This is a genomic window from Litoreibacter ascidiaceicola (assembly GCF_900129235.1).
GTDB lineage: Bacteria > Pseudomonadota > Alphaproteobacteria > Rhodobacterales > Rhodobacteraceae > Litoreibacter > Litoreibacter ascidiaceicola.
This window is the reverse complement of sequence record NZ_FQUV01000007.1, coordinates 164,740-186,578: the sequence shown is the minus strand read 5'-3', so window position 1 is coordinate 186,578 and position 21,839 is coordinate 164,740. Positions and strand designations below refer to the sequence as shown.

Genomic DNA, 21,839 nt, shown 5'->3' with positions numbered 1-21,839 from the left:
TTACCCCATCAATCCGGTGTTCAGAATACCGCGCGGATCAAACTGCGCGCGCAAGCCGTTGGAGATCGCGGCAAGGGCTGCCGGCTCCGGATGGAACGTCGGGGCGGCGCCACGCAAACAGGTTGCATGGCCCGCCATTACGCCCAAACCGCCCCTCAAGTCAGCGCCTTCGGATACGATGGCCCAGATCAACCCGCCGCCCCAATCGAGCGACAGCTTTGCGCCGTCAGGCAAGTGCTTGACCACGTCCGGCGCGTCGCTTGGCTTCACCGAGATTCGCCAGATGTCGCCCTCGGCCCCTGCGAAATGCGTCACGTCGCGGGTGGCGGCCCACAAGTCGCGGGACGCGTCGCCATGCAGCTCTTCCATATCACCGAACCCGTCCAGAAGGGCACGGAGCTGCGTCATACGATACGTTACAGACGCCTCAAAACCTTCCAACCGGAGTGTTGTCTGACCTGTTTCAGGGAAATGCGCGGCGGCCGAGATTTCGAACGGGGAGCCCAAGGCCTTCGACATCGCCTCCACCGCGCGGGTCACATCCAAGCCGTTCAGCACCAGTGTCGCAGTGGCCTCGATGCCCGGCAACACCTTGAAGCCCACCTCGGACAGGATGCCCAATGTGCCATAGGACCCTGCCATGAGCTTGACCAAATCATAGCCGGTGACGTTCTTCATCACGCGCCCGCCATTCTTGATCACGGCCCCCTGCCCATCCACGTAGCGTACGCCGATCAGGCTGTCGCGGCAGGCCCCCGCTTGAATGCGGCGCGGGCCGGAGGCGTTGGTGGCCACAACCCCGCCAATGGTCGGCTCGCCCTTGGTGCCAAGCAGCGCGCGGTGGTCCATCGGCTCGAACGGCAGCCGCTGGTTTTCCTTGGCCAGCGCCGCCTCGATTACCGCCACAGGCGTGCCCGCCTTCGCCACCAACGTCAAAGCGCCCGGCTCGTATAGTTCGATACCGGACAAGCCGGTCGTGGACAGCACCTCGCCTTCCGCCTGCCCAATGGGCCGCGTGCCACCACCTTGAATGCGCAAGGGGCCTTTTGCGCCTGCGACCGCTTCGGCCAGCGCTGCTTCACTGTCAGGTGTCATCATGTCGGATCAACTTCTTCAAAAGCGTTTCATCTTGGCAAAAATATTCCCCCCGGAGGGGCGGTTTCAGCCTGCGCGTCGGGTCTCGGTGACGCTCAGCGGGAAAACCTTGGCGGGGTTGAGCAGCCATTTCGGGTCGAACACGTCCTTGACCTTCATCTGCGCCTCCATGTCTTCGGGCGCAAACTGGTCGAACATCAGATCGCGTTTTTCGATGCCCACGCCATGCTCTCCGGTCAGACAACCGCCGACTTCCACGCATAGGCGCAGGATGTCGGCACCCATCGCCTCGCACAGCTCCAGATCGCCTTCTTTGTTGGCGTCGAACAGGATCAGCGGGTGCATATTGCCGTCGCCTGCGTGAAACACGTTGCCGACGTCTAACCCGTATTGCTTGGACAGCTCGCCGATGCGTTTCAAAACGTAAGGAAGCTCGGACACAGGGATCGTCCCATCAAGGCACATGTAGTCGTTGATCTGCCCCATCGCCCCGAAGGCAGATTTACGGCCCAACCAGATCTTGGCGCTTTCCTCGGCAGAGGTGCTTTCGCGCAATTCCACCGGATTGTGCCTGCGGGCGATTTCCATGATTTTGCCCAATTGGTCGTCGATCTCTCCGGGGGAGCCTTCGACCTCCACGATCAATAGCGCCTCGCAATCCGGGTAGCCTGCTCCGGCGAACGCCTCGGTGGCGCGAATGACGGGGCGGTCCATGAATTCGATGGCGACGGGCAGCACGCCCGCCTTGATGATGTCGGCCACACAGGCCCCCGCCACCTCGTTATCGTCAAAACCCATCAGCACAGGCCGCGCACCTTCGGGTTTGCGCAGGATGCGCAGGGTGGCTTCGGTCACCACGCCCATTTGACCCTCGGAGCCACAAACCAGGCCCAGCAAATCGTAGCCGCCCGAATCCAGATGCGCACCGCCGATCTCGATCACGGTGCCGTCCATCTGCACCATGGTCACGCCCAGCAGGTTGTTGGTGGTTACGCCGTATTTCAGGCAATGCGCCCCACCGGAATTCATCGCGATGTTGCCCGCAATGGCGCAGGCCAGTTGCGAGGACGGGTCGGGGGCGTAGAAGAAATCGTTTTCCTCGACGGCACCGGTAACGCTGAGATTTGTGCGGCCGGTCTGGACCTTGATGTAGCGGTCCTTGTAGTTTGTTTCGATGACATCGTTCAACTTGGCGACGCCGAGGATTACGCAATCCGCGGTGGGCAACGCCCCCCCCGCCAAGGACGTGCCGGAGCCGCGTGGCACCACAGGGACACCTTCCTCAAAGCAAATCTTCAAGACGGCTGAGACCTCTTCCGTCGACGATGGCAGCACCGCGCACAGAGGCGGACATTTATAGGCCGTCAGGGCGTCGCATTCATAAGCGCGCGTCTCGAATTCGTCATGGATGACCGCATCGAGGGACAGCACCGTTTGCAGGCGCTCTACCAACTTGGCTTTCTTGGCCATGATCTTCACGTCCGGGGCAGGCATTTCCATCGGATTTTCTCCTGAACTGCGGCAATTGGTAAAAACATATTACCAATTTAGATGTATAGCAAGTCCCATGAATCACGCGTAGCATTGTCTTATGACTATACTTGATCACCTGTTCTTGTTGACGATCCTGGACGCTGCGGCGTTGGCACTGCTGGCGTTCTGCTGGATCACCGTAAGCTGGCGGATTGAGAATCCGAGCGCCGTTAAGCGCTCCGTCACGGTTATTATGGTCGAGTACCGACGTGAGTGGATGCGTCAATTGGTGACCCGCGAGCCGCGCATTTTCGACGCTGCGATCCTGACCAATTTGCGCCAAGGCACCGCATTTTTTGCCTCGGGCTGCATGATTGCCATAGGGGGCGCCTTGGCAATGATCGGCAATACCGAGAAAATCCAGATGGTGGCCTCGGACCTGACCGTTGCAGCGGTGCCGAACATCGTGTGGCAGATGAAGCTTCTGGTCGTGGTGCTGTTCCTGACCCACGGGTTCCTGAAATTTGTGTGGGCAAACAGGCTGTTCGGCTATTGCGCGGTGGTCATGGCGGCGGTGCCGAATGACATCTCCGAGCCTTCAACCTACGCGCGTGCCGCCCAAGCGGGCGAAATCAACATCCGCGCCGCGTGGAACTTCAACCGCGGGCTGCGTGCTATTTACTACGCTCTGGGCACACTCGCATGGCTATTGGGGCCGATCCCCTTGATTATAGCGACCGTCGCAGTCACATTCATTATCTGGCAGCGCGAATTCTCGTCGCTGCCGCGCACGATTCTGGAAGGTGGCCCAGCAATGCCAGCCGCCGCCAAGGAGACCTGAACCATGAGACCTCTTTACGTTTCCGCTTTTGCGGCGTTTGCTCTCGCCTCGCCTGTTCTGGCGGATCAGGCGCAGGTCGAACGTGTCACCGCACGTCAAGCCGGCGGTGGCTGGACCTTTGACGTCACCGTTAGCCATCCGGACACCGGCTGGGATCACTATGCCGACGGTTGGTCTGTAAGCACGCCCGACGGCACCGAGTTGGGGTTTCGCAAGCTGGCGCACCCGCATGAGACAGAGCAGCCGTTCACCCGGTCCTTGTCCGGTGTGACCGTGCCAAGCGGCGTCAACGAGGTGATCATCCGCGCCCGCGACAACGTGCATGGCTGGTCCGATCAGGCCTATACCGTAAAGCTGAAATAGCTAACGACGACCTTCGCGCAGCCACGCGCCGACGGTCAGCACCATTGCCAGCAACAAGAACAACCACGGTGAGACCAAGGGCGTCACCGTCACGTTCGTCGTGAGATATGCATTGCGGGGGGTCAGTCCGATCCAGCCACGGCCCGCCGCGTTACGCCCCTCGCCGACCATGCGCAGATTGGGTATTCCGTCTTCCAGACGCAAAATGCCACCACGGGTCGCATCGACCAAATCTTCCAACTTGTCACCGGAGGCGATCGTCTCGATGAATTCGCGCGGGGCGGCTGGCCCCAAGGCGATGACGCTTTCCTGATCGCCTTCCTTCAGGCGATAGAGACCGGGTTCCGGCCCCTCAAACGTCGCAGTAAACCGGCCCGGAGAGGTTTCCTCCAGCGGTAGGGTCGTGACCGAGCCATCGGGCGCGGTGATTTCCAGCTCGCCGATTTCCAGCGAAAGAGTACGGCGCGTGAGGGTCATTGTCTGGCCTTCGGCAATCGCGGTCAGGGCCTCTTCCTCAAGGTCGGGTTCCTTCATCATCCAATGCGCAAGGCGGCGCAGCAGTTCGAGTTGCGGCCCGCCGCCCTCGAACCCGCGATGCCACAGCCACGCTTGATCGGAGGCCATCAGCGCGATGCGCCCCTCGCCCACACGATCCAGCGTCAGCAGCGGGCGATCCTCGATGCCGGTCATAACGGTCTGGCCCTGAAGCGGTGTGACCTCGATCTGGCGCATCCAGCGGCCCCAGCCGGGGATGCCGTCGACGGTGGGGTTGGGTGCGAATTTCTCCAACCCTTCAGTGACGGGGTGCCGTGCGCCCAGTTCTGAAATCAGCGGCGTGAAGCCCTGATCCAGTACCCGCGCGGTTGGCTCTGCGGGCATGATGTCGCCCAAGGGCGAGCGGTAAATACTGTCGGCAGACGCGAAATCCGGCCCAGCAGCGACCAGCACAGCGCCGCCTTTTTCCACGTATTGCCGGATGCTGTCGAAATAGAGTGCAGGCAGGATGCCGCGGCGTTTGTAGCGGTCGAAGATGATCAGGTCGAACTCGTCGACCTTCTCTAGAAACAACTCGCGGGTCGGGAAGGCGATCAGGGACAACTCCGACACTGGAACGCCGTCTTGCTTTTCGGGCGGGCGCAGGATGGTGAAGTGGACGAGGTCCACGGCGCTGTCGGATTTCAACAGGTTGCGCCAAGTGCGCTCGCCTGCGTGCGGCTCACCGGAGACCAGCAAAACCCGCAGGCGGTCGCGCACGCCGTTGATCTGCACGACCGCGGAGTTGTTGCGGTCGGTCAGCTCGGTCTCGTCAGCCGCGACGTTGAACTGCAGCACGTTCATACCGCCATGGGGCAGCTTAAGGGGAAGCTCCAGATCCTCGCCGGTCGGAACTTGGAAGGTTTGCGCCTCGGCCCCGTCGATTGCGATTGAAATGCTGGCGCGGTCAGGGATGTCGCGTGGCACCGCGCCTTGGTCCTCGATGCGCAGGGTGAGGGTGATTTCCTCGTCCAGAATGGCGAAGGCAGGGGCGTTCTTGACGATCAGGCGGCGGTCCCAATCGGTGTCGCGGCCCGTGAGCAGCGTATGCAGCGGGGCCTCCAGAGTGGGCGCACGCTGGGCGTCGTGCAATTGACCATCGGTCAGAAGGATGGTGCCCGCGATGCGCGATTTCGGCTCCTCGGAGAGGGTGTCGTTGAGGGCGGTCATCAGCTCTGTGCCCGCGTCGCCCTGCCCGTCCGGCACGGTGACCGTGCGCAACTCCATCCCGCGCGAGGTGAGGTCGGTGGTCAGCGCCTCCACCGCTTGAGCGGTCTGGCTTGCACGATCGGACAGGCGCTGCGAGGCACTTTCATCGACGACCATCACCACGATGTCGGACAGCGGATCGCGTTCCTCGTCCTGTAAGGACGGGTTTGCCAAACCCAGCAGCAGCACCGCCATGGCGGGGGCGCGCAACCACCAGCCGCCCAAGCCACGCCAGATGGCGAGAATGGTGAAAAGCATTGTGATCGCCGCAGCGACATAGAGCGCGGGCCATGGGACAAGGGGGGAGAAAATCACGTCCATCTCAGTTTCCCAACCGCTCTAGCAGGGCCGGAACATGGACCTGATCGGATTTGTAATTGCCGGTCAGCACATGCATCACCACGTTGACGCCAAAGCGGATGGCCAGCTCGCGCTGGCGCTCACCCGCGAAGCCGCGACCGACAGGGTACCGCGGATTGCCACTCGCATCGCGCGCCCATGCGGCGGCCCAGTCGTTGCCGCCGATCAGCACAGGGGTCACGCCGTCGTTAAGATCGCGGAACGGCAAACCGTCGACGACCTCCGCATCGGCGGGCGCGGCCTCGACCCAGATGTCGCGGGAGGTGAAGCGTCCGGGGAAGTCTTGCAGCAGGTAGAAGGTGCGGGTCAGGACGTGGTCTTGCGGGATCGGCTCAAGTGCTGGAATGTCCAATGGCGCGGCCAAGGCTTGCAGTTTTCGGCCCTGTGGTGTTGAGGTGCCGAAGCCGCCGATATTGCCGTCGCGGGTGTCGAACAGGATCATCCCGCCGGTGCGCAGGTAGCGATTCAGCTTTGCATAGGCGTCGGCGGACGGGGTCGGCTGGCTTTCGGTGATGGGCCAGTAGAGGATTGGGAAGAAGGCAAGTTCGTCGGTTTCCAGGTCGACGGCGATGGGGTCCGCAGGCTCGACCGAGGTGCGGCGAAAGAGGCTAACCGACAGGCCTTTCAGACCTTCGTTCGAGAGGCGGTCCAGCCCCCTGTCGCCGGTTTTGACATAGGCCAGAACAACCTCGGAGGTGGCTTTCAGCGCGCGGGTATCGTCTTGGGCGCGGGATTGCTGCGGCAGTGTTGAAACTGCGATCAGGACCAGCGCCGTGGTGGCGGCCCCGCGCAGTTTGCCGGATAGCGCCAGCGACGCGATGATATCGACCAGCAGCAAGGCCAAGGCGAGCGACAGAAGTGCGCCCATCAGCGGGGTTTCCTGTGCGACCACGATGCCCTCGACCTTTGTTCCAGCGGACCATGCGGACGGGGCCAGCGTGGCTTCGGCAGGTAGCACGTTCAGCGCAATGCGGCGATCCTCGCCTGCATAAAGCCCCGGCGGCAAGTCAGGGCCGATCGGGTCTTCGGCGATGACCTCTCCGGCCACGCCTGCCAAATTTCCCGCGTCGCGGACCACGCCGAACGCATCCAGCGTTTCTTCGGGGACCCATGTTGTGCCAGCCAGATCTTCGGCGGCAATTTCGGCGGGACGGGTGGAGATTGCGAGACGCTCCAGCATTTGCACGAACAGGCCGGAAAGCGGCAAGGTGGACCATTCGGCGTTGGCAGTGACGTGGAACAGGATGATCTGCCCATCGCCCAACGGCTTGCGGGTGACCAACGGCGTGCCGTCGGTCAGCGACGCGATGGTGCGTTCTGCCAGATCGGGGTCAGGCTGCGCCATCACTTGCGAGCTGACCTGAACGTCATCGGGGATCGTCAGGCCAAAGAACGGGCTGTCGCGGGTGAAAGCGCGCAGGGCTTTCGGCTCGCCCCATGACATGGCCCCACCGACGCTGCGCCCCCCTGCACGCAGGCGCACGGGCATGAGAGGGTCATTGTTTTCGATGTCCGCGGCGGCGGTGCGGGGTCCTGCGAAGCGGACCAGCATGCCGCCCTCGTCGATCCAGTCCAGAAGGTCGTCACGCTCGGCGTCAGAGACGGTGGCGATATCGGCCAGCACCAGCACGTCGGGGCTGGCAAGCAGCATGTCCTGCAACGCGCCCTCGATAAGATCGGCAGTCGGCACCAGCGCCTTGTTAAGATAGTAGAGCGGCGACAGCAGGTCCTGCGCCTCCTGGTCGTTGTGGGCTGAGAGCAGCCCCACTTCGCGGCGTTTCAAGGCGTCGTCGGTGAGCGTCACAGCGCCTGCGGAGCGGGTGCCTTGCACCTCAAACCGGTTGACCCGATTGCGCAGTTCGGTGGGCAGGTCGAGCAGGATTTCCGCTTGGTCTGCGCCGATAGCGAAGGAGGCGATGGCGGTGGCCAATTCCTGCTCCGTCCCGTTGGGATCGGGGCCAATGGCGGATATGGTGATGTCGCGGGCAGCGCCAGACGGGCTGCGCAGAGCGGTGACCGAGATGCGCCCCTCTTTGAAGATCGCGGGTGTCAGGGCGTAGACTGGACGCGGGGTTTCGATAACCGTGACCGCACCTTTGTCATTGAGTGTTTCGAGCAGCTCGCTGCGGCTTTCGCGATCCAAACCATCCGAGAACCAGACCGTCTCGAACGCGGTGTCGCCAAGGCGGGTTTGCCAGTCGGCGAGCTTGTCCGCGTTCGGCTCCCATGCGCGGGGCTGGACCCCTGCGAGCGTTGCGGCGACAGTGTCGGCGGATTGGAAGGCCAGATCGCCTGCGGGCGGATCGGACAACACGGCGATGGCGGCGGGGCGACCCTCGCGGGCGGCTTCTGCCAGCAGTTCCTCGACCCGCGCGATGCGGGCGGGCCAGTCGCGGGCGCTGGCCCAAGAGCCGTCCATCGCGATCAACAGCGGGCCGGAACCTGCGCGGTCTTCTTCGGGGTTCAGGACAGGGCCTGCAAAGCCGATGATAAACGCCGCGACGGCGAGCATGCGCAGCAGCAGCAACCACCACGGGGTCGTGTCGGTTTGAGTCTCGTCATCGTTGAGACCCAACAGCAGCGCGATGCCCGGAAAGCGGCGCTTGATCGGCGCGGGTGGCACGGCGCGCAGCAACCACCACAGGATCGGCAGGATCGCGAGGGCCGCCAGCAAAAGGGGCGTGGTGAAGGCGAGGTTGGCGATCATGATGCCCCCCGCTCTAGCGACTGGTAAAGCCACAGCAGTGCTTTGGACGCCGGATCATTTGTGTGATGGCACATGTAGCGCCAGCCGGTTTTCCGGGCCAGATCCTGCAACTGCGCTTTGCGCGCGGCGAGGCGGTCAAGATAGGCGTCGCGCAGGGAGTTGGCTTTCAGCGTCTCGAATTTGATCGCGCCGGACATGCTTTCGAACACGGTGCGGCCGTCATAAGGGAACGCTTCCTCGTCGGGGTCGAGCACTTGCAGCAGCGCCCCGCGCACGCCGCGGTCAGTGGCGGAGGTCAGGGCTTGCGCGACCTTGGACGGATCGCCCAAGAAGTCGGAGACAAACACCGCGCGGGAGCCTGCGGGTAGGATGCGGGCGTTGGGCGTGCCGTAGTCGGCATCGCCCTGAGCGTTCATCAAATGGCGGGCGACGCGGGTCAGTTGCGCCTCGCCTCTGCGCGGCGGGGTGCCGCGATCGGCGAGACCGAAACGCTCGCCACCCTTGTTCAGCAGAACGCACAGCGCCATGGCGATGACGCGAGCACGGTGGCCTTTGGTGGGACGATCCTTACCGCCTGTGAACGACATCGACATGGCGTCGTCCACCCACAGCATCACCGATTGCGCGGCCTGCCACTCCTTTTGACGCACGAAGGTCGCGTCGGAGCGACCGGAGCGCCGCCAGTCGATATCGCGCAGTCCGTCGCCATGTTGCGAGGGGCGGTATTGCCAGAACTCGTCGCCCATGCCTGCACGTTTGCGACCATGCTCCCCCAGCAGAACCGTCGACGCCAAATGATCCGCCTGCGCCAACAACGCGGGAAACGCGCTGGCGTGCGCCTCGGCGCGGTGCCGGAGGCTGGCGGGTGTGGTCGCCGGATCGTTGGGGGAAGGCTGGCTCACGCGGCGGCTTTCCGTTGGCCTGTTTGGGCGGCGACATCCGCGATGACGTCGGACAAAACCCGCCCCTCCGCGCGGGCGGCGAAGCTGAGAGCCATGCGGTGCGACAGAACCGGATCGGCCAGCGCGAGCACGTCGTCTGACGATGGCGCAAGGCGGCCTTGCAGCAAAGCGCGGGCGCGGACGGTCAGCATAAGCGCTTGCGCGGCGCGCGGGCCGGGGCCCCAAGAAACGGTGTCGCGGACAAGGTCAGTGGCTTCGGCCTCCTCGGGACGGCAGGCGCGGACGAGGTCGAGGATGTGTTCGACCACAGCGTCACCCACGGGCATACGGCGCACGAGGGTTTGGGCGGCGATTAGCTCCTCGCCGGTAAAAACCGCGGACGATTTGGCGGACACGGTGCCTGTGGTGGCCAGCAGGATATCGCGCTCGGTATCACGGTCCGGATAGTCCACGTTGATCTGCAATAGGAAACGGTCAAGCTGGGCTTCAGGCAACGGATAGGTGCCTTCCTGCTCCAGCGGGTTCTGGGTCGCCAGCACATGGAACGGCGCAGGCAATGCGTGGTCGGTGCCTGCCACGGTGACGGAGCGTTCCTGCATCGCCTGCAACAGCGCGGACTGGGTGCGGGGCGAGGCGCGGTTGATCTCGTCGGCCATCAGCAATTGCGCGAAAATCGGGCCTTCGATGTAGCGGAAGGCGCGGGTGCCGTCGTCGGCGGTCTCCAGCACCTCGGAGCCGATGATATCGGCGGGCATCAGGTCGGGCGTGAACTGCACACGGTTGGCACTGAGGCCCATCACGGTGGACAGCGTGTCCACCAGCAGTGTTTTGCCAAGACCCGGCAAGCCCATCAAAAGCGCATGGCCGCCGGACAGCATAGCAACCAGCGACAGGTCCACCACATCTTGCTGGCCGATGATCTGCTGGCCAATGCTGCTGCGGGCGGTATTCAGCTTCTCCGCCAGGGTTTCGATATCTTTTACCAGATCTTGCGCGTCGGCCATGTGACAACTCCCTCGGGACGGCTATACTCAATGGGTATATAAAGGCAGATATGGCGGAATAAGAGAATGGCAAAAGAGCCCGATGCACAAAAGCTTGAGGTGCCGTCGGCGGAAAGCATCGCAGCCGCTGCGCAAGAAAGCGCAAAAGGCGGAATGCCGCCGGTGGACAAGTGGAATCCACCGTTTTGTGGCGATCTGGATATGCGCATCGCGCGGGACGGGACCTGGTTCTATCTGGGGACGCCTATCGGGCGGGCCGGATTGGTAAAGCTGTTCTCGTCGATCATTCGCAAGGACGGTGACGACTATTTCCTTGTGACTCCTGTCGAGAAGGTCGGGATCACGGTGGATGATGCGCCGTTCGTGGCGCTTGATTTTGATGCAGTTGGCGAGGGCAAGGACCAGAAGCTGCGGTTCGAGACCCATGTGGGTGATACTTTTGTCGCGGGGCCGGATCATCCGATCCGCGTGACGTATGACGACGATGGAGAGCCGTCACCCTATGTGTTGGTGCGCCGCAATCTGGAAGCGCTGATTGACCGGAAAAGCTTTTACCGGCTGGTTGATCTGGGCGTTCATCGGGAGGGGTGGTTTGGCGTGTGGTCGGACGGGAAGTTCTTCGCGATCATCAAGTCAGAGGCGTTAGAGAGTTAAGCCTCAATGCGCCTCCGCCCAGTTCGCGCCCTGCCCCGCGTCAACGACCAGCGGCACGTCGAACTTCACCGCCGGATCGGAGGCGTTTTCCATGATACCGCGCACGACATTTATCGTTTCGTCGACGGCGTCTTCCGGCACCTCGAAAATCAGTTCGTCATGCACTTGCAGCAACATTTTGCAGGGCAAATCCTTGATCGCTGCTGGCATCTGGATCATTGCACGACGGATCACATCAGCCGCAGTGCCTTGTATCGGCGCGTTGATTGCCGCGCGCTTGGAGAAGCCCGCGCCCGGTCCCTTGGCATTGATCTCCGGCGTGTTGATTTTGCGCCCGAACAGCGTTTGCACGTAGCCATGGTCTTTGGCGAATTGGACGGTCTCGTCCATATAGGTGCGGATGCCGGGGAAACGCTCGAAATAGCGGTCGATGAAGCCCTGCGCCTCGGCCCTCGGGATTCGCAGATTGCGGGCCAGCCCGAAGCCGGAGATGCCATAGATAACCCCGAAATTGATCGCTTTGGCCTTGCGGCGCACGTCGGGGGTCATCTCGTCCAATGGCACGTCAAACATCTCTGAGGCGGTCATGGCGTGGATGTCTTGGCCATCTTTGAAGGCCTGTTTCAGCGCGTCGATGCCCGCGACATGGGCGAGGATGCGCAGTTCGATCTGGGAATAGTCAAGCGAGACGAGAACGTTACCCTGCTCCGCCACGAAGGCCTCGCGGATGCGGCGGCCTTCTTCGGAGCGGACAGGAATATTTTGCAGGTTCGGCTCTGACGATGACAGGCGGCCTGTGTTGGCCCCGACGATGGAGTAGCTGGTATGCACCCGCCCCGTGTCGGCGTTGATATGGGTTTGCAGCGCGTCGGTATAAGTCGATTTCAGTTTACTGAGCTGCCGCCAGTCCAGCACCTTGCCCGGCAATTCGTGCTCGGTCGCGAGGTCCTCCAAGATATCGACGCCAGTAGAATAGGCCCCCGTCTTGCCCTTCTTGCCGCCCGGCAATTCCAGTTTGTCGAACAGGATTTCCCCAAGTTGCTTGGGCGAGCCTACGTTAAAATCTTGCCCCGCAAGTTCGTGAATCTCGGCCTCTAGCCCCGCCATTTTCTGGGCGAAGGCGTTGGACATGCGGCTGAGCGTGTCGCGGTCGACTTTGACACCGTTCCGCTCCATCTGGGCCAGCACGGGAACCAAGGGGCGCTCCAGCGTCTCGTAAACTGTGGTGACGCCCTTCTCGTGCAGTTGCGGCTTCAAAACCTGCCACAGGCGCAAGGTGATATCAGCGTCTTCGGCTGCGTAAGGCGTCGCCTCGTCAATCGGTACGCGGTCAAATGTGATCTGGCTTTTGCCAGTGCCCAGCAGCGATTTGATCGGGATCGGCGTGTGGCCCAGATAGCGCTCCGACAGCGCGTCCATGCCGTGATTGTGCAAGCCTGCGTGCTGGGCGTAACTGATCAGCATGGTGTCGTCGAACGGTGCAACCTCCACGCCGTAGCGGTGGAAAATCTTGGCGTCGTATTTCATGTTCTGGCCGATTTTGAGGATGCTTTCATCCTCCAGCATCGGCTTCAACAGATCGAGTGCCTCTTGCAGCGGCATCTGCCCTTCCGCAGGTGCGTCTGAGCCGAACAGATCGTCGCTGCCGTCTTTGTGGGCCAGCGGGATGTAGCAGGCATGGCCCGCGTTCACGCAGAGCGAAATGCCGACGAGATCGACGATCATTTCGTTCAAACCCGTGGTCTCAGTGTCCACGGCGACATGACCATGCTCGTAAGTCAGGTCGATCCATTTCTGCAGGGCCGCCGCGTCGCGCACGGTTTCGTAGGTCGCGTCCTTCAGATCCGGCATTTCCGGCGCGTCGGCGGCGGGCGGGGCGACGTCTTCGATGACAGGGGCTTCCGCGCCGAGTTTTTCAGCAATGCGCTTGGACAGCGTGCGGAATTCCATCTCAGCGAGGAAGCTCAGCAGTCTGTCAGGATCGGGCTCGCGGACCTCCAGATCGTCGATCGAGAATGTCAGCGGTGTGTTTTCGTCCAGCTGCACGAGGCGCTTGGACAGTTCGATCTGTGCACGGTGATCGATCAGGGTTTGGCGGCGCTTGGGTTGTTTGATTTCCTCGGCACGGTCGAGCAGTTCTTCCAGCGTGCCGTATTCGTTGATCAACAGCGCCGCCGTCTTGACGCCAATGCCCGGCGCACCCGGCACGTTGTCGACGCTGTCGCCGGCAAGTGCCTGCACATCGACCACACGGTTCGGGCCGACACCAAACTTCTCCTCGACGCCTTCGACGTCGATCACCTTGTTCTTCATGGCGTCGAGCATTTCGACCCCGCCGCCGACCAGCTGCATCAGGTCCTTGTCGCTGGAGATGATGGTGCAGCGGCCACCGAGGTCGCGCGCCTGCACGGCCAGCGTCGCGATGATGTCATCGGCCTCGAAGCCTTCCATTTCCTCGCAGGCAATGTTGAAGGCAATGGTCGCCTCGCGGGTCAGCGGCATTTGCGGGCGCAAATCCTCGGGCATGGCCTCGCGGTTGGCCTTGTAGAGGTCGTACATATCATTGCGGAACGTGTGCGACCCCTTGTCGAAGATCACCGCCACATGGGTCGGCGCGTCGGAACCGTTATTGCCCTCCACGTAGCGCTGGAGCATGTTGCAAAAGCCCGCAACCGCCCCGATGGGCAACCCGTCGGATTTGCGCGTGAGCGGTGGCAGGGCGTGGTAAGCACGAAAAATGAAGGCAGAACCGTCGATCAGGTGCAGATGGCAGCCCTTGCCAAACGCCACTAGACCTTGCCCTCAAAATCCTTGTGGACGATCTTCTTGTCGCAATAGGGACATTCCACAAAGCCGGTATCGGCAGGGATTTGCAGCCAGACGCGCGGGTGGCCCAAGGCCCCTTCGCCGCCATCACACGCGATGCGCATGGTGTCCACAATTTCGATCTCAGGGGCAGCAGTGGCCATGGTGTATCGTCCCGTTCCAAGAGTAAATCAGAGGCTGCGATCATAACGCCCTCACCCGTCCCGACAAGGGGCGAGTGAGGGTTTCGGTCCGGCGATTTTAAGCGACATCAAGATCGCCCCGTGATGATTAGGCACCACGGATTCGGACCACGCTTGTTGCCACATTAGATACAGACCCCACCCCTTGGAAGAATTGTCCACGTCAAGACGATTCCAGAGTGGAAGCCTTGACCATAAAGTATGAAAAACAAAGAATTTCTCTGGCACTGCCCCGATCCGCTCGTCTATTTTGTACACAAATATTTTTAGGGTTGGGATGGTCTTGATATGCTTGGATTGGTAACTTTGGTCGCGTTGTTGGGCATCGGACTTTTGGGTGATGTGTTCGGCAGCGACAGTGACGAGAGCGGTGCCACAGAAGAAACCCCGGATATAGAGGGCACCGATACTGCGGAGACGCTGCGCGGGACTTCTAACGACGACTTCATCGCGGCTTACGCCGGTGACGATACCGTATTTGCCGGTGCGGGCAACGACTTGGTTTTTGGGGGAGCCGGTAACGACGCGCTAAACGGGGGTCGTGGTGATGACGACCTATACGGTGGGAGTGGCAACGACATTGCAAACGGCGGTGACGGCAACGACTTCCTCAGCGGAGGCGATGGCGACGACAACCTGCGAGGGCGTGATGGAGATGATAGTATTTTCGGAGGCGACGGTGACGACCTTCTGTTCGGCGGGAATGGAAACGATTCTCTAGCAGGCCGACAGGGCGATGATACGCTCGACGGCGGTCGGGGTGACGACCTTCTAAATGGCGATTTGGGTGCGGATCTTTTGTACGGCGGAGATGGCGACGACGTACTCCTCGGGCTTGAAGATGGTGTGACTGACGGACGCTTCGGGGCGCAGGATTTTGATGAAGGTGACGAGCTTCGAGGCGGCGACGGCGATGACGTTTTGCAGATTGGCAACGGTGACGTAGCCAATGGTGGTGAAGGTGCTGATCTGTTCACCTTGGGGACTTGGTTGAAAGCTGGGTCCGGCGCTGTGATCGAGGATTACGACGGCACCGAGGACACGATCCGATTGCGGTATGACGCCGCCGATGCGGAACCTAACGTGGCTGTTATCAGAACTACGGAGGGCGCGGATATCTCGGTGGACGGTGAAATCGTGGCGTCAGTTTTGGGGGCTGTTTCGCTCAGCACCGACGACATCGATCTGGTTCCAACTGAGTTTGGCCCCTCGGTGCAAAACACCGCATGAACACTGCCCCGCGCAGTTTGAGAATTAGGTAACCTTCGACAACATCCGACCCAGCGGCCTGCCACCGATGATATGCACATGCAGGTGTTGCACTTCCTGCACGCCGTGCTCGCCTGTGTTGGCGATGGCGCGGAAGCCGTCTTCACTGACACCTTCAAGGCGGCAGACCTCACCGATGGCGCGCATGAAGCCGACCAGCTCGGCCTCGGAGGCCTCTTGAGTGAAGTGGTCCATGGACACGTAAGGCCCTTTGGGGATTACCAGCACATGAGTCGGCGCCGCAGGGGAGATGTCGCGGAACGCCAAGGCGTGATCGTTCTCGAAAACCGTGTTGTTGGGAATCTCGCCGCGCAAGATTTTGGCAAAGATGTTCTGGTCGTCATAGGTGTAGGCCATGGGCGTTAGTCCTCAAACAGGTAGTCGATGTTCAGTATCTCGCGGGCTTTATCCTCGGTCACGTCGAGAAAGGCCATAAGGGGCGCGATATTGGCCTCCTGCGGCACGTTTTCAGAGACCTTAAAGTAGTTGGGGAAGTCCGCGTCTTTGATCTGGTCACTTTCGAACAGGAAGTTCTGGCGTACGGTCGGCAACAAACGGTCGATGGTGTCCTGCGGGGTCATTTCCCCCGCTAGCCCGACGCGCTTGGCGTGGCCGAGCAGGTATTCATCCTCGAAGCGGCATTCGATCTCCAACAACCGCGTGGTGGAGTTGTCAGAGAACAGATCAGTGAGCAGGTCGAGGTTGGACGGATCGAGACAGATCACCATGCGGTTCTGCTCGTAATGATCATAGAGCAGCCGCATCAGCGCGCGGCGGTGGCGGGTGCGTTTGTCGAGCGTTGTCTGGATGCCGCCCAGATCGGGCAGAACCGAGCCTTCCTCGTCAAACAGGTATTCCGCACCTTTCAGGTCAGTATGTTCCAGAATGCGGCTGAGAAGCCGCTTGGCGACGTGCCACTTTTTGCACGCGATGACCATCAGCTCCCGCTCGCGACCCAGCGAGCTTTCACGCTCCCAGAAACGTGGGGCGAAGCGGCGGCCGATACGGCCACGCCCGGTCAAGAATTTGAACAGGGTCAAACCTTCGTTCGAGGTCTGGAAATCCATCCGCTCGGAGGCGTATAGGTCGCCCAACCGTTCCTTAAGCTCCAGCGCATCGGCGGACACCTTCCGCGCGAACAGGAAGTCCTGACTAAGCAACAAGTCATAGTGGTCATTGTAGAACGTCACCGGCATCCCGTAATCGGTGAACATCAGGAAGGTCAGCGTGCGGGTCTTGATCTCGTCGGACGGTACCAGATGGCGCACGAGGGTCTGGAAGAAGGTCTCGTCCGGGATCCATGTTGTTTTGAAGAAGCGCATCACATCGGGCCGGTCGCGGGTGAAATCGAGCACCCATTCCACCGTGCGCCGCCGCAAACACCACCATTGCGACCCGATCATCATTTGCAGATCGCTTGGGATGTCTCGTTTCAGGCCAAGCTTCTTTTGCAGCTCGTAAGAGGTGTAGAACAGCCATTTCTTCGCGCGCTCGTTGAACCAATGCCGATAGATTAACCGGTCGGCCTTCATGCCAGTCTTGATCCAGTCGGAAGCGAAGAAGTCGAAGCTTTCGATATAGTCGACATCGTTTGAGTCGAGCGCCTCATGCGCGTAGGTGGCGGATTTGATGGCCATGCAATCGCCCGACAACATGTAGAAATGCGTGGCCCGTGGAAATTCGTCGACCGCGGCGCGCATCGCATGCAGGGTAGCTTGCACCAACGACCACTCCCCCCAGCCACATTTGATGCGTTTCTTGGCGAATGCGACATTGGGATTGTCGTCCAGCGCCTCACGGATTTCCTTATAGGCAGCGGGGTCCGCGCTGGCATCGAAATGGATGGCCATGCAGTCGCCAGCCGCCGTCAGACGCTCCGCCTGGTCGATAATCGCACCGGGGTCTTTATGACACAGCAGAATGAAGGCGATTTTTGCCATCTGGAATTTAACCCCGGACCTGTCTTAAAACTCTTTTAGGTTTACCTACATAACCTTAGCTACTGTTGCTTAAACAGTCCGAGAATGTATTTGTAGGGTCAATTGTGGCCAAAACGTAAACAATGGGCCATTTAGTTCAAGAACGAGGACAGCAGTATGGGGTTTCCAGGAACCTGGATGACGGAAAGTGAAAGCATGGTGTACCGCGTGGTGCCCAAATGCGCCTGCTCGTCCATCGGCCAAATCATGTATTATTCCGACCACGGCGAATTCTTCGACGGCGACATTCATGATGCCACCGGAAAAATGCACAAATGGGCCATCGAGAAGAGCCAGCCAAAGATCGAGAAGAACGTCACATCCCACAAAAGCTATTCGTTCACCTGCGTCCGCAATCCGTATGGACGTATCCTGTCGTCGTTCTTCGACAAAATCTGCGGCATTCAGCGCAACGGCAAGCGCTACCGTGGCAATCTGGTCCCGTTACTTGTGCAAAAATACGGCATCGAGGTCGGTAATCCGGAGACCGGCTTCGAGTTCGACCAAATTCAGTCCTTCCGCCGCTTCCTGCTGTTTGCCCGCGACACCATCCGCTGGCGCCGCCCGATGGACCCTGACATCCACTGGTCCGCGCAAGCGGGCCACATCTCGACCTTCATTGTGAATGGCGGGCGCTACGACAACATCTTCTTTACCGAGAAATTCAACGACGGCATGCAATCGGTGATGGATGCGGTGGACACCAAGCATAAGGTGGACGTTGCGACGATCCCGCGCTTCAACGAAAGCGAGGGGCACGGCCCCAAGCGCGCGCATCCGATCGAGGAATATTTCGACGATTTGTCGATGCATCTTGTCTATGAAATCTACAAACGCGATTTCAACCTGTTCAAATACGACTTCGCCAACCCGGGCAACAAGATGCCCATCGGGGAGATTGATCTGGACGAGGTGCACGCCAAGCTGGGGGATTGATGGGTAGAAGGTCGCGTTAGGCTGCAAAGCCAGGATGACGCGACCGACGACCGTGCACTCCCCTAACCTACGCCGTGAGTTCGGTCGTAAGATGATGGAGCCGGTGGGCTGTGCGCGGCGCGGGCTGCCTTTCCGGGGTCAAAAACCTCAATCAGGAGCGGATAGCAGGTTGTCGCATCCGAAGAATGCTCCTGCGAGCAATCGCCTCCGGGACAAGCCGAGAGGCCGACGGTCAGGTCAATCTCCGCATGAAATTCCAGATAGTCACCTGGGCGAACCGGGCTTGCCTTCATAAAATATTGCCCCGTATCGCGGGTGAAGCCGGTACACATAAATACGTTCAGCACATCATGCACGTGAGCCTCGGCGTCGGATAAGGTCAGGTTACAATGATCAGCCAAGGCCCGTGTCAGGTTCGAGTGGCAGCAATGATGGTAAGAAGTGCCTGACAACAGTTGTCCGGTGTAAGGGTCGCAGCGCGTCCCGATCACGTCATGGACCGAGCCGCCAAACGCATCAAACCCGTACCAGTCAAGCGTATCAGCGGTAATCGTGGCCATTGGCCGGAGCGTCGGGAAGCTCGACCACATGCGATCACCCGTGGACAGGTGCGTGCCATGGAGCGCTCGGGTCTTGCCTGAATAAAACCGCTCGGTCAGGTCAGCGCTGTTCCAGATATTCAGGTCACCGACCTGCGCGCCTTCAACCGACACGATCCGAAAAAAGCACCCCGCAGGCACGTCAATGCATGCGCCATCGCGAGGGGCGACGGTCACTTCGTCGGTTTTCTTGGCGCTTTGTCTAAGGCGGGCCAACCCCTTAAGGTTAGGCGGGGTGAGCGTTTCGGGAGGGTAGCACACAACCGGTACAACAGCGCGCCGTTCAGCGGCATCGCTTGGTGCGGCAAATTCCGGTGTCTTTGGCTTCATGGCGTCCCCCTTCGTCGCATTCAGTTTCTCGGAAGCTGCGCGTCGATCATCCTCAGGTCTTGAGTAACCCCTGCTTCTCAAACAACGCGTTCAAATCCGCTTCAGGCCGTGCGCCAATGTGGGAGATGACTTCGGAGGCCGCGATGCATCCCATGCGCCCACTCGATTCAAGATCGTGCCCATTGGTCAGCGCCCAGAGGAACGCGCCTGCGAACAGATCGCCCGCACCTGTTGCGTCGACGATCTGCACAGGCATTGCGGGGGCATGCCAGCGTTGCCCGTGGGACAGAATATGCGCGCCGTTTTCACTATCGGTGCAAGCGACGATCTCAACCTCGGATGCGGCCATAGCAAGGGCTGCGTCAAAATCATCTGTCTCGTACATCGACAGCATTTCGGCGCGGTTGCAGAACAGCAAGTCGACATGATCCTGAATCAAAGCTCGGAAGGCATCGCGGTGGCGACCAACGCAGAACGGGTCCGACAATGTGAGCGACACTCGCCCGCCGGAACTGGTGCACGCCGTGATTGCCTTATCAAAGGCCGCAACAGATTGCGGACCGTCGAAGCGGTAGCCTTCCAGATAAATCCACTCGGCCTGCGCCATCTGCGCCTCGTCGATGTCTTCGGGGCCAAGGAATTCGGTCACGCCCAGATAGGTGTTCATCGACCGCTCCCCGTCGGGGGTGACCAGCACGATGCAACGACCCGTTTCGGCCTCGTGGGTGCTGGGGGCCAGCGGTGTCTCATAAACCGCGCCCTGCGCACGCAGGTCATGCGCGAAGATCGCGCCGAGCTGGTCATCTTTCACCTTGCCGACATAAGCAGTCGAGCCACCCAGATGCGCAATACCCGCGATGGTGTTGGCAGCAGAACCACCAGAGATTTCCTTGGCGGGGCCGATCAGGCCGTACAGCTCCACACCGCGGGCGCGGTCGGTCAGTTGCATGATGCCTTTGTCGATGCCGTTGTCGGACAAAAACGCATCCGTTGTGGAGGCCAGCACGTCGACCATAGCGTTGCCGATGCCGACGACTTGGAATTTCTTAGTCATAGTTCTTGTCCTCAAAAGTGCAGAGATCACGGATGATACAGTTGGCGCAGACCGGCTTACGCGCCTTGCAGACATACCGGCCGTGCAAGATCAGCCAGTGATGCGCGTGGTGTTGGAATTCGACGGGGATGTTGTCCTCGATGGCGCGTTCGACCACGTCCACGTTTTTTCCGGGGCAGATGCCAGTGCGGTTGCCAACGCGGAAGATGTGGGTGTCGACGGCCTGCGCCGGATACTGCCACCACATGTTCAGGACCACATTGGCCGTCTTGCGGCCAACACCAGGCAACGAGATCAGCGCCGCACGGGAGGACGGAACCACCCCACCGTACTCGTCCACCAAAATCTGGCTCAGCTTGATGACGTTCTTGGCCTTGTTGCGGAACAGGCCAATGGTCTTGATATGCTCGATCACGCCCTCAAGGCCAAGGTCCAGCATTTTTTGCGGCGTGTCAGCAATCTGGAACAGCTTCTCCGTCGCCTTGTTCACCCCAACATCAGTGGCCTGCGCCGACAGCGCCACGGCGACCACCAAAGTGTAGGCGTTGACGTGGTTCAACTCCCCCTTGGGTTCGGGGTCAGACGCGGCAAAACGCGAAAAAATCTCGTGGATCTTGTGGTAGTCGAGTTGTTTGGCAGGCTTGGTCATGTGCGCGGTATGCCCCGTCACCTGCGCGCGGGCAAGAGGCTGCCAAGTGTTTCAAGTTTTACAAACTCGCCCAAGACAGGTTCAGCGACGCTTTACCTATGGACGGCACTCTTACGCAGAGCGACATGAGTAGGGGCAGAATGGCGATTTTGCACAAAAGCAAACTGATTGAGCAATCCGGCTTGTTCCAGCCATCGGAGTTACGGCATCTGCCGGTGTCGGGATTTGGCGGTGGCACACTCATTGCCACCGATGACGGGTATGTGCCCGTGGACTGGTTGCGCCCCGGTGACCATGTGCTGACCTATCAAGACGGGTTTCAGAAGGTGCGGTGGATCGGTCGGGATTGCCTAATCGAGCGGCCTCGAAACACTGCCGCGGTGAAGTTGCCAGCCGGCGAGGTTCCTGAAAAACCGAACGCACATGGCACGCTTTTGGCCGCCCGCCACCGCGTGCTTCTGACTGGTTGGCAGGTCGAGCTACATTTTGGCATGGACACAATTTTTGCAGAGGCGCACGATTTTGGGTTCCCGTTAGATCACTTCCGCCCTACCGCGCCGGAGCGCACGGCTTGCTCTTTGGTTTTGCTCGATCGTCCTCAAATTATTCTGGCAAACGGATGCTGGGTGGAAAGTCTGCAACTAACATCTGCCGCCCAAGCGTGTCTGACTGAAACCGCGACATCGAAGATTGATGAACTTGGTCTCAACCCAACAAACCATGCGCGTTCGGCAACCGGATGCATGCAGCCATGGGAGGCCCGTACGCTGGGTCTGGATCTACGCTCCCTCCGCGCGACGGACCCGCGATGACCGGCGTTTCAAACCAAGAAAGCGCAAAAAGCGGGTCGATACGGCGGGGTTTGCAGCATAG

19 protein-coding genes are annotated in these 21,839 nt (G+C 60.5%); 6 read left to right on the top strand and 13 right to left on the bottom strand.

The genetic code is table 11. The features are described 5' to 3' along the window. Complete coding sequence (locus BUB72_RS14970) at nucleotides 1-1,095, bottom strand: FAD-binding protein (RefSeq protein ID WP_073145499.1); 1,095 nt, start codon at nucleotides 1,093-1,095, stop codon at nucleotides 1-3. Between the two features lie 66 nt (nucleotides 1,096-1,161). Further along, nucleotides 1,162-2,595 (bottom strand): FAD-linked oxidase C-terminal domain-containing protein, encoded by a 1,434-nt coding sequence (locus BUB72_RS14965; protein WP_073145363.1) that lies wholly within the window; start codon nucleotides 2,593-2,595, stop codon nucleotides 1,162-1,164. 91 nt (nucleotides 2,596-2,686) lie between these two features. Between BUB72_RS14965 and BUB72_RS14960 the strand changes: the two genes are divergently transcribed. Further along, nucleotides 2,687-3,409 carry a DUF599 domain-containing protein gene (locus BUB72_RS14960; RefSeq protein WP_073145361.1) on the top strand — a complete coding sequence of 241 codons (723 nt, stop codon included), beginning with the start codon at nucleotides 2,687-2,689 and terminating at the stop codon, nucleotides 3,407-3,409. 3 nt (nucleotides 3,410-3,412) lie between these two features. Continuing rightward, nucleotides 3,413-3,772, top strand: coding sequence for a hypothetical protein (locus BUB72_RS14955; protein WP_073145359.1), 360 nt, complete (start codon nucleotides 3,413-3,415; stop codon nucleotides 3,770-3,772). Here BUB72_RS14955 and BUB72_RS14950 read toward each other — a convergent pair whose 3' ends face one another. Genes BUB72_RS14950 through BUB72_RS14935 form a run of 4 tightly spaced genes read right to left on the bottom strand, consistent with a single transcriptional unit; the run spans nucleotide 3,773 to nucleotide 10,488 of the window. Then, nucleotides 3,773-5,836, bottom strand: coding sequence for a hypothetical protein (locus BUB72_RS14950; protein WP_073145357.1), 2,064 nt, complete (start codon nucleotides 5,834-5,836; stop codon nucleotides 3,773-3,775). It lies immediately after the preceding gene. Nucleotide 5,837: 1 nt separating this feature from the next. Continuing rightward, the gene (locus tag BUB72_RS14945) at nucleotides 5,838-8,582 is read right to left on the bottom strand and encodes a DUF4159 domain-containing protein (protein WP_073145355.1); all 2,745 of its coding nucleotides are present in this window, start codon (nucleotides 8,580-8,582) and stop codon (nucleotides 5,838-5,840) included. After that, nucleotides 8,579-9,484 carry a DUF58 domain-containing protein gene (locus BUB72_RS14940; RefSeq protein ID WP_073145352.1) on the bottom strand — a complete coding sequence of 302 codons (906 nt, stop codon included), beginning with the start codon at nucleotides 9,482-9,484 and terminating at the stop codon, nucleotides 8,579-8,581. Before BUB72_RS14940 ends, BUB72_RS14945 begins: the two co-directional genes overlap by 4 nt. Beyond that, nucleotides 9,481-10,488, bottom strand: a complete 1,008-nt coding sequence (locus BUB72_RS14935; RefSeq protein ID WP_073145350.1) for an AAA family ATPase — start codon at nucleotides 10,486-10,488, stop codon at nucleotides 9,481-9,483. Before BUB72_RS14935 ends, BUB72_RS14940 begins: the two co-directional genes overlap by 4 nt. A 66-nt stretch (nucleotides 10,489-10,554) precedes the next feature. Between BUB72_RS14935 and BUB72_RS14930 the strand changes: the two genes are divergently transcribed. Then, on the top strand, nucleotides 10,555-11,142 hold the full coding sequence (locus BUB72_RS14930) for a DUF1285 domain-containing protein (RefSeq protein ID WP_073145347.1): 588 nt from the start codon (nucleotides 10,555-10,557) through the stop codon (nucleotides 11,140-11,142). A 3-nt stretch (nucleotides 11,143-11,145) separates the two neighbouring features. Here BUB72_RS14930 and polA read toward each other — a convergent pair whose 3' ends face one another. Together polA and BUB72_RS14920 are read right to left on the bottom strand one after the other, a co-directional pair. Then, nucleotides 11,146-13,932 carry a DNA polymerase I gene (gene polA / locus BUB72_RS14925; protein ID WP_073145346.1) on the bottom strand — a complete coding sequence of 929 codons (2,787 nt, stop codon included), beginning with the start codon at nucleotides 13,930-13,932 and terminating at the stop codon, nucleotides 11,146-11,148. Then, on the bottom strand, nucleotides 13,932-14,111 hold the full coding sequence (locus BUB72_RS14920; protein ID WP_073145345.1) for a zinc-finger domain-containing protein: 180 nt from the start codon (nucleotides 14,109-14,111) through the stop codon (nucleotides 13,932-13,934). Before BUB72_RS14920 ends, polA begins: the two co-directional genes overlap by 1 nt. Nucleotides 14,112-14,438: 327 nt before the next feature. Between BUB72_RS14920 and BUB72_RS14915 the strand changes: the two genes are divergently transcribed. Continuing rightward, nucleotides 14,439-15,380, top strand: coding sequence for a calcium-binding protein (locus tag BUB72_RS14915; RefSeq protein WP_073145342.1), 942 nt, complete (start codon nucleotides 14,439-14,441; stop codon nucleotides 15,378-15,380). A 24-nt stretch (nucleotides 15,381-15,404) separates the two neighbouring features. On the opposite strand, the gene BUB72_RS14910 is transcribed toward BUB72_RS14915, so the two are convergent. Further along, nucleotides 15,405-15,776: a histidine triad nucleotide-binding protein gene (locus tag BUB72_RS14910; protein WP_073145340.1), complete on the bottom strand. Its 372-nt coding sequence runs from the start codon at nucleotides 15,774-15,776 to the stop codon at nucleotides 15,405-15,407. Between the two features lie 5 nt (nucleotides 15,777-15,781). Next, nucleotides 15,782-17,359 carry a DUF5928 domain-containing protein gene (locus BUB72_RS14905; RefSeq protein ID WP_073145338.1) on the bottom strand — a complete coding sequence of 526 codons (1,578 nt, stop codon included), beginning with the start codon at nucleotides 17,357-17,359 and terminating at the stop codon, nucleotides 15,782-15,784. 156 nt (nucleotides 17,360-17,515) lie between these two features. On the opposite strand from BUB72_RS14905, the gene BUB72_RS14900 reads away from it, so the two are divergent. Then, the gene (locus BUB72_RS14900; protein WP_073145336.1) at nucleotides 17,516-18,334 is read left to right on the top strand and encodes a sulfotransferase family protein; all 819 of its coding nucleotides are present in this window, start codon (nucleotides 17,516-17,518) and stop codon (nucleotides 18,332-18,334) included. A 62-nt stretch (nucleotides 18,335-18,396) separates the two neighbouring features. Here BUB72_RS14900 and BUB72_RS14895 read toward each other — a convergent pair whose 3' ends face one another. The 3 genes from BUB72_RS14895 to nth are packed head-to-tail and all read right to left on the bottom strand — an operon-like array spanning nucleotide 18,397 to nucleotide 20,966. Continuing rightward, nucleotides 18,397-19,263, bottom strand: coding sequence for an urea carboxylase-associated family protein (locus BUB72_RS14895; protein ID WP_073145334.1), 867 nt, complete (start codon nucleotides 19,261-19,263; stop codon nucleotides 18,397-18,399). Nucleotides 19,264-19,315: 52 nt separating this feature from the next. Further along, nucleotides 19,316-20,317 (bottom strand): adenosine kinase, encoded by a 1,002-nt coding sequence (locus tag BUB72_RS14890; RefSeq protein WP_073145331.1) that lies wholly within the window; start codon nucleotides 20,315-20,317, stop codon nucleotides 19,316-19,318. Then, nucleotides 20,310-20,966, bottom strand: coding sequence for an endonuclease III (gene nth / locus BUB72_RS14885; protein WP_073145329.1), 657 nt, complete (start codon nucleotides 20,964-20,966; stop codon nucleotides 20,310-20,312). The genes BUB72_RS14890 and nth overlap by 8 nt, the downstream gene beginning before the upstream one ends. 140 nt (nucleotides 20,967-21,106) lie before the next feature. Here nth and BUB72_RS14880 point away from each other — a divergent pair, with 140 nt between their 5' ends. After that, complete coding sequence (locus tag BUB72_RS14880; protein ID WP_073145327.1) at nucleotides 21,107-21,778, top strand: Hint domain-containing protein; 672 nt, start codon at nucleotides 21,107-21,109, stop codon at nucleotides 21,776-21,778. Nucleotides 21,779-21,839: the final 61 nt, after the last annotated feature.